Source organism: Collinsella aerofaciens (assembly GCF_964243765.1).
GTDB lineage: Bacteria > Actinomycetota > Coriobacteriia > Coriobacteriales > Coriobacteriaceae > Collinsella > Collinsella aerofaciens_BU.
This window is the reverse complement of record NZ_CAXTGI010000001.1, coordinates 68,587-81,485: the sequence shown is the minus strand read 5'-3', so window position 1 is coordinate 81,485 and position 12,899 is coordinate 68,587. Positions and strand designations below refer to the sequence as shown.

Here is a 12,899-nt window from a genome sequence, read left to right as displayed (position 1 = left end):
AGCGGGTCTTTGGAAGGGCGGTTAACGTACTAGGAAATTATTCCTCGTCGTTGTCCTTGGCCTCTTCGGCGTCGTCGGTGTCTACGAGCTGGTTGAGCAGCTCGTCGAGGGACGCCATGTCCTCGTTGATCGCACCGTTGGCGGGAGCCTTCTTGTCGTCGATCGGGGCGCCCAGGAGCTCCTCGTCGGCGTCGGCGTGATGCGTCGGCGTGGCGGAGGTGCCCAGCAGGATGTCGTCCGGACCGTCGGGGCTAAAGACCATCTGCAGCAGCTGCGAGAGGTCTTCCTCGTCGGCAACGTCGTCGTTGTTCTCGAGGATGTAGAGCAGGTCGTGGGCCTCCAGACCGTCACGGAGCTCCTCGATCGCCTTGGCACCGATACCATCGATGCGCAGCAGATCCTCCTCGGACTTGCCGACCAGGTCGCCGACCGTCTCGATGCCGACCTCGCTGAACTTGTTGGTCCAGCGCTGCGACACGCCCAGGTCGTCGAACAGGTACAGGCGAGCCTTCTCGGCGGAGATGGTGCGGCCGTTGCGGGTGAACGAACCGTCAGCACCACCGAACTCGTCGTAGCCGGCCCAGTCGAGCTGCTGCGGGAGCTGCTCGTCCAGGTCCTTGAGCTCCACAGGAGCCCACTCGGGCAGCGACTTGGCGTTGGGCGAAGCCGGGCCGTCGATGTCGACATAGCCGTCGGCCGTGCGATACGTCAGCTTGGCGTTGGCGTACGGCTTGAGGCCGGTACCAGCCGGGATCTTCTTACCGACGATAACGTTGGACTTAAGGTCGAGCAGGTGGTCGACCTTGCCCTCGATAGCAGCCTCGGTAAGGACGCCGGCGGTACGGATGAACGAAGCGCTCGACAGCCAGGAGTCGATGTTGGACGCGACCTTGAGCGTACCCAGGATGACGGGCTCGGCCACGGGAGCCTGACCGCCCAGACGGGCAACGCGCTCGACCTCGTCGGCGAACTCGTAGCGGTCGACGTACTGACCAAGCAGGTACTTGGAGTCGCCGGGGTTGGTGATCTGAACGCGACGCAGCATCTGACGTGCGAGCACCTCGATGTGCTTGTCGTTCAGGTCGACGCCCTGGCTGGTGTAGACGTCCTTGACGCTCTCGACGAAGGTGTGCATCGTCGACTCGATGTCGGTCAGCTTGCGCAGGTTGCGGAAGTTGACGAAGCCCTTGGTGATCTGGTCGCCGGCGCGAACCTCGCAGCCGTCCTCGATCTCGGGCATGAAGCGCACCGAAGCGGGGACGCGACGCTCGTCGAGGACGCGGGTGTGATCCTCGGAGTCGGTGAGCGTCAGCACGTACTCGGACTTCTCGGGCTTAATCGAGAGGTGGCCGGAGTACGGAGCCAGCTCGGCCTCGCGACCCAGAATCTTCTCGTTGACGTTGCCGACGATATCGAACATACGGCTGACCGTAGGCAGACCCTGCGTAATATCGTCGACGCCAGCGACGCCGCCGGAGTGAATGGTACGCATCGTAAGCTGCGTACCGGGCTCGCCGATGGACTGGGCGGCAATAATGCCGACGGCAGTACCGATGGCGACCGGACGACGGGTGGAAAGATCCCAGCCGTAGCACTTCTGGCACACGCCGTACTTGGAGCGGCAGGTGAGCAGTGCGCGAAGCTTGACCTTCTTGAGGCCGGCATCGACCATCTTCTGGATGTCGGCGACCTTCTCGATGTAGCCGTCCTGCTCAAAGAGCACGGTGCCATCGGGGGCCACGACGTCCTCGATGAAGCAACGGCCGACGAGGTCGGTGTTGAGGTCGGTGGTGCCGGGGATGATGAGGTTGTAGGTGACGCCCTCGTGCGTACCGCAGTCCTCCTCGCGGACGATGACGTCCTGGGCCACGTCGACCAGACGACGGGTCAGGTAACCAGAGTCCGAGGTGTGGGATGCGGTATCGACCAGGCCCTTACGGGCGCCGTAGGTCGAAATGAAGTACTCGAGCGGCAGCAGGCCCTCGCGGAAGTTCGCCTTAATGGGAAGGTCGATCGTCTCGCCGGACATGTCTGCCATCAGGCCACGCATGCCGCCGAGCTGACGCAGCTGGGTCTTAGAACCACGGGCGCCGGAGTCGGCCATCATGTACAGCGGGTTCTCCTCGTCGAACATGTCGAGCATGAGCGCTGCAACCTTATCGGTACAAGCGGTCCACTCGTTAACGACTTCGATGTGGCGCTCCGTCTCGTTGATGAAGCCCTCCTCGAAGTACTCGTTGATCTGGTCGACGTTGGCCTGGGCGCGGTCGAGCAGCTCCTGCTTCTCGGCAGGGATGAGAGCGTCCCACACCGAGATAGTGAGGCCGGCGCGGGTAGCGTAGTGGAAGCCGGAGTACTTGATGGCGTCGAGAATCGGGCCGACCTTGGCCTCGGGGTAACGATCGCAGCAGTCTGCAACCAGCTTGGCCACGTCGCCCTTGACCATCTTGTAGTTCATGAACTCGTAGTCTTCGGGCAGGCACTGGCGGTTGAAGATAATGCGGCCGATAGAGGTCTCGAAGCGCGCGGTCTTGTTGCCGGTGACGTCGTAGTCGACAAACTCGTTCTTGCCGTTCTTGACGCGGAAGATACGGGTGCCGTCCTCGTTGATGACATTGGCGTCGGCAGCGGACACGCGGACCTGAATCTTGGCCTGCATGTCGACCTCGGAGCGGCAGTCATAGGCGTGCAGCGCGTCGTCGAAGCTGGCGAACACGTGGTTCTCGCCCGGCAGACCGTCGCGGACCTGGGTCAGGTAGTAGACACCAATAATCATGTCCTGCGAGGGGATGTTGACCGGCTTGCCGGATGCCGGCGAGCGCAGGTTGTTCGCAGAGAGCATGAGCACGCGAGCCTCGGCCTGAGCCTGGCTGGACAGCGGCACGTGGACAGACATCTGGTCGCCGTCGAAGTCGGCGTTGAAGGGCGAGCAGACCAGCGGGTGCAGGTGGATAGCCTTGCCCTCGACCAGCACCGGCTCAAAGGCCTGGATGGACAGACGGTGCAGGGTCGGTGCGCGGTTGAGCAACACGACGCGGCCGTCGATGACCTCTTCGAGGATGTCCCACACAAAGGTGGCACCGCGGTCGATAGCGCGCTTGGCGCCCTTGATGTTCTCGACCTTGCCGAGCTCGACCAGGCGCTTCATGACGAAGGGCTTGAAGAGCTCCAGCGCCATGGTCTTGGGCAGACCGCACTGGTGCAGCAGCAGCTTGGGGTCGGTAACGATTACCGAACGGCCGGAGTAGTCGACACGCTTGCCCAGCAGGTTCTGACGGAAACGACCCTGCTTGCCCTTGAGGGCCTCGGCGAGCGACTTGAGCGGGCGACCGCCACGGCCAGAGACCGGGCGACCACGACGGCCGTTGTCGAACAGGGCGTCCACGGACTCCTGGAGCATGCGCTTCTCGTTGTTCACGATGATCGCAGGGGCGTCCAGGTCGAGCAGGCGCTTGAGTCGGTTGTTACGGTTGATCACGCGACGGTACAGGTCGTTGAGGTCGGACGCGGCGAAGCGGCCGCCGTCGAGCTGGACCATCGGGCGCAGATCGGGCGGAATGACCGGGATGACGTCCAGGATCATGTTCGCGGGGCTGTTGCCGCCCTTCAGGAAGGCGTCAACGACCTCAAGGCGCTTGACGGCCTTCTCGCGCTTCTGCTTCTGGGAATCCTCGTCGGCGATGATGGCCTTGAGCTTCTCGGCCTCGGAGGGGAGGTCGATGGCAGCGAGCAGGTCGCGGACGGCCTCAGCACCCATGCCACCCTTGAAGTACATGGAGTAGTAACGGGTCATCTCGCGGAACAGCGGCTCATCGGAGATGAGGTCGCGCTCGGTGAGCTTCATGAAGGCGTTGAAGGCATCCGTGCGGAGCTGCTTCTCATCCTTGCACTCTTCCTCGATGTCGACGATGCCGGAGGCGATCTCCTCGGGAGTCAGCGGCTCCTCGTCGGAGAACTCGTCAAAGTTCTCGGGGTCGCCCTGCTCCTTGAGGGACTCGATCTGGCGGGCGCACTCGGCATCGATCTCTTCCAGATCGGCGGCGAGCTCCTCGCGCAGGTCGTCGGCGTCGGCCTCGCGGGCCTCATAGTCAACCTCGGTGATGATGTAGCTGGCAAAGTACAGAACCTTCTCGAGGTCCTTGGACTTGATGTCGAGCATACGGCTCATCGGGAAGCTCGTGGGGCTCTTGAAGTACCAGATGTGGGACACGGGAGCGGCGAGCTCGATGTGGCCCATGCGGTCGCGACGCACCTTGGCCGAGGTGACCTCGACGCCGCAGCGCTCGCAGACGATGCCCTTAAAGCGGATGCCCTTGTACTTGCCGCAGGAGCACTCCCAGTCCTTGGCGGGACCGAAGATCTTCTCGCAGAACAGGCCGTCCTTCTCGGGCTTGAGGGTACGGTAATTGATGGTCTCCGGCTTCTTGACCTCACCGTGCGACCAGGAGCGGATCTGGTCGGCGGAGGCAAGGGAGATCTTTACCGAGTCAAAATCAGTAGCTTCGAAATCTGCCACAGTCAACTACTCCTTATCAGTGGTCGTGGCGGCGACAGCCTCGGGTGCCTCGGCGGTCTCGGCATCCTCGGCCTCGACGTCGGTGTCAACGCCGGCGAGCGCAGCCAGGTCGTCGAGAGCAGAGGTCTCCTCGGCGGTCACAGGGGCGGAGGCGTCCTCGTCGGCATCGTGCATGGGCTCGATGTCCAGCGCGAGGGAGCGGATCTCCTTGACGAGAACCTTGAAGGACTCGGGGATACCCGGGACAGGAACGTTCTCGCCCTTGACGATGGACTCGTAGGTCTTGACGCGGCCCACGGTATCGTCGGACTTGACGGTCAGGATCTCCTGCAGGACGTTGGAAGCACCGTAAGCGTACAGTGCCCAAACTTCCATCTCGCCGAAGCGCTGGCCGCCGAACTGGGCCTTGCCGCCCAGAGGCTGCTGGGTAACCAGGCTGTAAGGGCCGGTCGAACGGGCGTGGATCTTGTCGTCGACCATGTGGCCGAGCTTGAGGATGTAGGACGTACCCACGGTAATGGGCTCGCGGAACTCCTCGCCGGTGCGGCCGTCGAACAGACGGGTCTTGCCGCGCTCGTCAAGCTGGGTGACGAACTCGGGGCGCATGTGATCGCCAAAGGCAGCGGTGGCCTTGTTGAGCATGTTCTTGTTGGCACGACGAATGACCTCGGCGATCTCGTCCTCCTTGGCGCCGTCGAAGACGGGCGTAGCGGTGAAGAACGGACCGGGGACGTACTTGTCGGAGTCGGCCTGCTCGGTATCCCAACCGCAGGCAGCAGCCCAGCCAAGGTGGCACTCGAGCAGCTGGCCGACGTTCATACGCGAAGGAACGCCCAGCGGGTTGAGGATAACGTCGATCGGGGTACCGTCAGCCATGTAGGGCATGTCCTCGACCGGCAGAACGTTACAGATAACACCCTTGTTGCCGTGGCGGCCGGCGATCTTATCGCCCTGCTGGATCTTACGACGCTGGGCGACGTAGACGCGCACCTGCTCGTTGACGCCGGGGGCCAGGTCGTCGCCGTTCTCGCGGCTAAAGCGGACGACATCGATGACGCGGCCGTAAGCGCCGTGAGGCATCTTAAGGGAGGTATCGCGGACGTCGTGGGCCTTGGCACCGAAGATGGCGCGCAGCAGGCGCTCCTCGGCGGTCAGAGCGCTCTCGCCCTTAGGCGTGACCTTGCCGACCAGGATGTCGCCAGGGCCGACCTCGGCGCCGATGCGGATGATGCCGTCCTCGTCGAGGTTGGCAAGCATGTCCTCGGAGAGGTTCGGGATCTCGCGGGTAATCTCCTCGGGACCGAGCTTGGTGTCGCGGGCGTCGATCTCGTGACGGGTGATGTTGATGGTCGTCAGCAGGTCCTCGGCCACCAGGCGCTCGGACACGACGATACCGTCCTCGTAGTTGAAGCCTTCCCACGGCATGTAGGCCACGGTGAGGTTCTGACCCAGTGCGAGCTCGCCATGATCGGTCGAAGGACCGTCAGCCAGGGGCTCGCCCTGCTCAACGGTGTCACCGACGCGCACGAGCGGACGGTGGTTGATGCAGGTGGACTGGTTGGAGCGCTGGTACTTGGCCAGGTGATACTCGTCCATGCCGCCGGCATGCTTGACGATGATCTTGGCAGCGTCGGCAAAGATGACCTCGCCGGCGTTCTTGGCCAGGGTGACCTCGCCGGAGTCCAGAGCGGCGCGACGCTCCATGCCGGTACCGACATAGGGAGCGGCGGGGTGAACCAGCGGCACGGCCTGACGCTGCATGTTAGCGCCCATCAGCGTACGCTTGGCGTCGTCGTGCTCGAGGAACGGAATCAGCGTGGCTGCAACGGAGAGCATCTGACGCGGCGAGACGTCCATGTAGTCGACGTCCTCGACGGGCACGTCGGCGGGAGCGCCGAAGGAGCCGTCGAAGTCGCGGGTACGGGCGATCACGGTGTGCGGACGAACGATCTTGCCCTCGGCATCGGTCGTGATGAACTCGTTGGTCTTGGGATCGAGCGGCGTGTTGGCCGGCGCGATGACGTGCTTCTCTTCCTCGTCAGCGGTCATCCAGTCGATCTGGTCGGTGGCAACGCCGTTCTCGACGCGACGGAACGGGGCCTCGATGAAGCCATACTCGTTGACGCGGGCGTAGAGAGCGAGCGAGCCGATCAGGCCGATGTTGGGGCCTTCGGGGGTCTCGATCGGACACATGCGGCTGTAGTGCGAGTTGTGAACGTCGCGGACGGCCGTCGGCACGTTGGTGCGGCGGCTGGAGCCGGACTTGTGGCCGGCAAGACCACCAGGGCCGAGTGCGGACAGACGGCGCTTGTGGGTCAGACCGGTCAGGGGGTTCGCCTGGTCCATGAACTGCGAGAGCTGCGAGGAACCGAAGAACTCCTTGATGGAGGCCACGATCGGGCGGATGTTGATGAGCGACTGCGGGGTGATCTCATCGATGTCCTGGGAGCTCATGCGCTCACGGACGACGCGCTCCATACGGCTCATGCCGATACGGAACTGGTTGGCGACAAGCTCGCCGACGGTGCGGATGCGGCGGTTGCCAAAGTGGTCGATGTCGTCGACCTTGAAGCCCTGCTCGCCGGCAGCGAGGGACAGCAGGTAGCGCAGCGTCGCGACGATATCCTCGTCGGTGAGCACCGTGACCTCTTCCTCGGTGGTGAGGTTGAGCTTTTTGTTGACCTTGTAGCGACCGACGCGGGCCAGATCGTAGCGCTGCGGGTTGAAGAGCAGGCCCTCGAGCAGGCTGCGGGAAGCGTCCACGGTGGGAGGCTCGCCCGGGCGCAGACGGCGGTAGATCTCGATGAGGGCATCCTCGCGGGTAAGGGCGGTGTCGCGCTCCAGGGTGCGCTTGATCACATCGGAGTTGCCGAGCAGCTCGATGATGTCGTCGTTGGTGACGGCGATGCCAAGGGCGCGCAGGAACATCGTGGCGCTCTGCTTGCGCTTACGGTCGATGGAGACCATGAGCTGGTCGCGCTTGTCGACCTCGAACTCAAGCCAGGCACCGCGGGACGGGATGATCTGGGCCTTGTAGATCTGCTTGCCCGAATCCATCTCGGAGCTGTAGTACACGCCCGGGGAGCGGACGAGCTGCGAGACGACGATACGCTCGGTACCGTTGATGATGAAGGTGCCCTGATCGGTCATCATGGGGAAGTCGCCCATAAAGACGAGCTGCTCCTTGATCTCGCCGGTCTCCTTGTTGGTGAGACGGACGTCGGTCAGAAGCGGAGCCTGATAGGTCATATCCTTCTCGCGGCACTCCTCGACGGTGTGCGCGGGGTCGCCGAACTGATGCTCGCCGAAGGTAACCTCGAGAACATGGTTCTGGCTCTGGATGGGGCTGGATTCCTTGAACGCCTCACGAAGACCCTCGTCCTTAAAACGCTCAAAGGATTCCCTTTGAACAGAGATAAGGTTGGGGAGCTCCATGGCCTCCGGGATTTTCCCGAAGCTGACGCGCTTGCGCTCAGTGGCAGTGTATGCGTAGGTCACCAGGTTTTTCCTCCTTCACGGAAATGCTCGGTGGGTTGGCGAGGCATAGCTTCGCCAGTTATCGCAACCTAATAGTTTATCAGGTACCGACCGTTGGGCAAGAAAAGCCTTGACGCGATTGAGTTTTTGGAGTAGCAAAGTTTTTCGACAGAAAACACGCAGGTAGATGTATGTGTATCGAACATCTGTTCATATATTTTCTGTGAACAGAGCTGCTGGCGCACGCCGTTGAATGGCGAAATGGAAGCGAGGGCACAGCCCAAATAAAAAACGGGTGCAGACCGAAGTCCGCACCCGTTTGCCTACCGCACCGGACATCTACGCGAGAAATCAGGGCGCATGCGTCTGAGCGGTAGACGAAAATGAAATTCAGCCGTTAGGCAGTTGCTGAGCGTTGCGAGCCCTCGAGGCGCTTCTCGTATTCCTTGAGCATCACTCGTGACCTGTTCTCAAGCATCTCGGAGAGCTGGTGAAACGTGTTGTCAAACGCCACGATTTGATAGCCATCGTCGACAAAAGAGCCCTTGAGGTAGTTCTTGTCGACGAATCCGTTCCACCCATCGAAGCGCTCGAGCCATTTCGGAACCTCCGGAAAGCAGCGCTTCGTCCCCCCCCTCGTCATGACAGAAATCTCTCGATTTTGAGTGCAGGCATAGTATTGCTTGAATTGTTTGAGAACTTTGTCGTACCTTTCGCCCAATTGCGAGAGCAGTGATTGGTGCTCTCCCGGAACGGGCATGAAATTGCCGATGGTTGCAACCGCATGGGCGAAATCGTTCAGATCATTTATTTCGTCATCGTATTCGAGCTCGGATGCCTCGACGCGCAACGAATCCCAATCGATTTTTCCGCTTTTGATATACGACTGGTTCTCGGTCTTGCATCTCCAGAGCGCCGCGTTTGCAGAAACCAAGGTTTCCGCGGAATCAACGATGTCTCTCGAATACTCATCAACAGGCCACAGGACTTCATACATATCCTGAACGGGCTTGAAGCTATATCTCTTGACACCCGTCTTGCAGCAGTCAAGCTCAAAATGATCACCCGAAAGCTTGTAGCACGCGAGACGCTCCAAGGCCGTTGAGGTTTCGCTCGTGTAATTCAAGATGGAGCAACCGATCAAGATGGAGTAATCGACCAGCGTCCTCAGGTCGGTGAATTTTACCTCTCCGTTATCTTCTCTGAAGTACACATCTACGGAACACCTCCCGCTCGCGTTGCCTTTGTATAGCTCCACCGGTTTCGACATTTCAGCTCGCTCTCTCCCGCTTAAGGCATCATTCGACACACGATCTAAGCTCCGCGTCTAGCAGTTAATAGTATAGACCACCCGTCTGCCCCCCTAGAGCTTCCAGCCGTTGGCCTCCGCTGTTTTAAGCAGTTGCTCTCGCTCTTCGATACGGTCGATCGCATAGCGAAGGTAAGCGTCCAGAAACCCCGGAACATAGAAATGATGGAACCTGTCGTCAAAGTCAGTAACCCCTTTGATGTGATGGAACTCAATCTCTCCGCCTTCAAAGAAGCATTCGAGACAGCTCCTCTTCGCCCAGGACTCAAGGTCTCCAAGGGCATACTTCCCCTGTTCGGCACCCAGCATCAAATCTGCCAGGGTCGGAGGCATCTGGTCGCAGCATCCGCCCCAATCCGAGGCGAAACGGGTTTTTCTCCCGAGACCGTCCCCGTTCCAACAGTCAACAAGGGGGTAAAGCCCTCGGTGCTGCATCCAGCCTTCTGGCAGGATCCACATATTTGCTCGAGTGTATGCAAGCCCCAGAAACATGTGGAGGAGAGGATATTCCTCTTGCGGCAGGAGCCCTTCCAGCATCTCAGCAGTAAGTTTGCCCCGATAGATATCATTCTTATACCAGCGCTCGCCGCGTAGACTCAATAGCTCCCGTATGATCATCCAGGGGCTGAACATGATATCCGCGCGCCCTTTTTCATCAGATCCGAGATGCTCCTTCAGATAAAGGTAATCGATCTCGTACCCGGGATGCTGCCAATAACGGATCCAGTTGCTCAGTGGTCGATTGGGTTGGTACTCCTTCCCCAAGTACGCAGCCATCAAGTTGGTCGATGGCATCGAAATCACATCTACCATGTTTTCTCCTCCTCACACAACCGGGGTCCGGGGCGAATCGAACCGCCTCGGACCCCATCATCGCTCTAGCCTGTGCCGACTACGCCCTTAACTGTCACTCCATAGGACGCTGTCAAATCAACCTTTCCGACATTCACGTTCTTGTATCCCACCTGGGTGGGTACCGTGACAACATAGACACGTTCGCTCGGGTGGCCTTGCCGTCACTCCAAGTGCCGCCCGTGCTGTCGAGCTGGGCGGCAACGTGGATGTCGGCCTGCTTCTTCAACGTATCGTCCTTGGCAGTCTCAGACTGCACCTCGGACGGGGTGGCGGGGTAAGCCACCGCATCGCAACTATTTAACGGTGAGATGCCAATCGAATGTGGCTGTGCCCGCTGGGGTCTTGCCGTCCTCGGCGAGTACGGAAGTCCAGATAGTTCGAGCCGCGTACTCGCCCGAATCAAGTTTCTTCGAAAGTTCTATATGCCGAAGCTCGGCACCAGCGCGGAGGTAGGCACCCTCGGAGTTAAAAATCACCTCAGAGGACTCGAAGGAGCCATTATTGTTGAGGTCTACCGCTATGGCGGGCGCTGACAGGATGGGGTTAGACCCTTCTTTCCCGTCCACGGTACAGGTGGCGGGGAGCAAGAGCGTCATATCCTGCCGTGTCTGCCCCGCCCTCCACACGGTGTCAGGGGTTGCCGAATAGCTCACATAGGAGGTCGTCAGGACGGGCTTGGAGGTAGCGCCAGATATTGAGGTCTGCCCTTGGAGGAACGCGACAGGGCTGGAACCAGAGCCGCAGAGAGAGAGCGAAAGGCACAGGAGCAGCGCGGCAAGGAGCAGCGGCAACAGGAGCAGCCAGCGGCGAAAATGCAATACAGCCGCAAACTTAATATTGCCTGTCTCAAACTCCCGAACCTGCACTACCGCCCCTTCCCTAACAAACAGGGAGCGTACAAAATGGCGGCGAGAAGGGTCACGGTGCCTAAGCTCGTGGGAGTAAGACCCGCGAAGCGCAACATCACAATTACGCGCGAAAAGGCGGCGTAGAGCGCGGGTACCCTCCTTTGCTGTAGAGAAGGAATAGAGTTCGTATTCAGGGCGCTTACCATCGGCGGGCTTACGGGCTGGAATACGGCGGGAAGTCCCATCGCGAACATTTTGGGGACTAACCCTCAAACGCTCATAAGTATCGCGGGCACCCTTATACTCGTCAGGCCAACTTATCTCTGGGTCGACAACGAAATGAAGCCACATTAGAAAATGCCTTCCGCAAGGGTGCCGTCAGCGTCTACCGACCCATTCGGGAACAAATCATCGAAGATGCTGGGGTCGATGCCCGGGTCGATACCATCGTTTCGGGGGTCGGAACGATAGGGAAACATGAGGTTATATGGGTCATAGGCGGCGGGGGCATCGGCGGGGACGGCATCGCCTGCGACTATGAGAACTTCCTTGAAACCCTCGTGCGCCAAGATATAGGAGCGGTGGACATCCTGTAGCAGCGGCAGGCATCTACGGGCTAGATTGACGGTAAGATGAGTCTTGATAGAGGACATTTCAGTACTTCCTTCCTTTCTAAAGGCACATATAAGGTTCGGACGAGGGCGAAACGACCCAAGGCCGCGTTTACGACACCGCTCCTCCTTTCGAGGGCACCCTGTTGGAACGGCGCGACCCCAGCTGGGGCAGGGACGGCTTCAATCAGATGGGACTGGGACTTGGTCGTAGACATTTCTGTACTTCCTTCCAAAAGGTGCGGAACCGTACCTATGGACCCCATAAAGTAAACGCAATCGCTGGGCTACCCGAGCAATAGCGGCATATAGGTTGCCGAGAGGTAGCCCAAAAGGAAAGCCTCCCGACAATTGCAGCAGGTCAGGGGCTTAGGAGAAATGAATAGCAGCTAGCACCACTGGTTCTTTTTCATTCGCGCCATCAGATACCTCACATCGGCGCGCGCTCTTCCAGGTTCTCGAACATCCATCCGTATGCCTTTGTGTACTTCAAATCGAAAACGCTGTCGTCCAACTCTTCCTCAGAGCAGAGGCGCTCCTCGAGAAACCGATTGAAGCTTTTCTTGCTAAACTCGCTCCCCATCGTTCGGCGGCAATACGCCTTCAGCCCCCTTAAAACATTAAAGTCCTCGGATGCCTTATAAAACGTCAGGTCGATCTTGGCGTCATAGAGCGGAAAACCATCTTTATCGGTCATCTTCGTCCAGTTGTCGGTCCAAAATGCGGGGTCGTCAATAGAACTTGGATACACCGCATAGGCTCCATCGTATTGCTTGATACCAAAACGCGTGATGAACACATCGTGGCCACACGCGTCTTCGAGCTCAGCCACGACGTTGACCTTAAATGCCCGGTAAAACGTTTGCAGCGAAGCTGGATTGATGCGCTTGTAATCTTCGAAAAAGCTATCGAAAATCAGCCTGAGTTTCTTGTAGGCCGTTTTGTCGGAGCCCTGAAAATGCTGGGAGCCATCGCTGTTTCCCGTGAAGCCGATTACACTACTGCCCCCACCGTATCCATCGGGAGAACAGTAATAGACACCGTTGACGATGCTGTCGAGATGTCCGGAGCCAAAGCAGCCTTCGATTTCGTTGTACTTTTTCGCCGGAATAGAAACGCGCACATCCATAAGCGACTCCTCTTTCTGTCCACAAAATCGTTATCAATCCGAGCTCGTGCGAACGACATCAGGCGCGGCCCATTCGGCTCCCCTTGCTGTACTCTCTGCGGTTTTCAAGGTACGACGGTCCCCTTAGCCCAAACCCTTTCCCCGTGAACGTCGT

Annotated in this window: 7 protein-coding genes; all 7 read right to left on the bottom strand. The window is 59.6% G+C overall.

What is annotated here, in order from left to right:
* Positions 1-37: 37 nt before the first annotated feature.
* Positions 38-4,516 (bottom strand): DNA-directed RNA polymerase subunit beta', encoded by a 4,479-nt coding sequence (locus ACESSC_RS00380; protein ID WP_373160793.1) that lies wholly within the window; start codon positions 4,514-4,516, stop codon positions 38-40.
* A 6-nt stretch (positions 4,517-4,522) separates the two neighbouring features.
* Positions 4,523-8,014: a DNA-directed RNA polymerase subunit beta gene (gene rpoB / locus ACESSC_RS00375; protein WP_255412935.1), complete on the bottom strand. Its 3,492-nt coding sequence runs from the start codon at positions 8,012-8,014 to the stop codon at positions 4,523-4,525.
* A gap of 376 nt (positions 8,015-8,390) precedes the next feature.
* A complete protein-coding gene (locus tag ACESSC_RS00370; protein WP_373160791.1) occupies positions 8,391-9,263 on the bottom strand; it encodes a hypothetical protein in 873 nt (290 codons plus the stop codon).
* 93 nt (positions 9,264-9,356) lie between these two features.
* Positions 9,357-10,115, bottom strand: a complete 759-nt coding sequence (locus ACESSC_RS00365; protein WP_373160789.1) for a hypothetical protein — start codon at positions 10,113-10,115, stop codon at positions 9,357-9,359.
* A gap of 335 nt (positions 10,116-10,450) precedes the next feature.
* The gene (locus ACESSC_RS00360; RefSeq protein WP_117646085.1) at positions 10,451-11,023 is read right to left on the bottom strand and encodes a hypothetical protein; all 573 of its coding nucleotides are present in this window, start codon (positions 11,021-11,023) and stop codon (positions 10,451-10,453) included.
* Between the two features lie 332 nt (positions 11,024-11,355).
* Positions 11,356-11,658 carry a hypothetical protein gene (locus ACESSC_RS00355; RefSeq protein ID WP_117646083.1) on the bottom strand — a complete coding sequence of 101 codons (303 nt, stop codon included), beginning with the start codon at positions 11,656-11,658 and terminating at the stop codon, positions 11,356-11,358.
* Between the two features lie 388 nt (positions 11,659-12,046).
* Positions 12,047-12,745 (bottom strand): hypothetical protein, encoded by a 699-nt coding sequence (locus tag ACESSC_RS00350; RefSeq protein ID WP_117646082.1) that lies wholly within the window; start codon positions 12,743-12,745, stop codon positions 12,047-12,049.
* Positions 12,746-12,899 lie beyond the last annotated feature (154 nt).

What these genes read in the sequence shown, in the direction of transcription:
- ACESSC_RS00370 (WP_373160791.1), bottom strand. Translation starts at nt 9,263, where the DNA reads ATGTCGAAACCGGTGGAGCTATACAAAGGCAACGCGAGCGGGAGGTGT.
- ACESSC_RS00350 (WP_117646082.1), bottom strand. Translation starts at nt 12,745, where the DNA reads ATGGATGTGCGCGTTTCTATTCCGGCGAAAAAGTACAACGAAATCGAA.
- ACESSC_RS00355 (WP_117646083.1), bottom strand. Translation starts at nt 11,658, where the DNA reads ATGTCCTCTATCAAGACTCATCTTACCGTCAATCTAGCCCGTAGATGC.
- ACESSC_RS00365 (WP_373160789.1), bottom strand. Translation starts at nt 10,115, where the DNA reads ATGGTAGATGTGATTTCGATGCCATCGACCAACTTGATGGCTGCGTAC.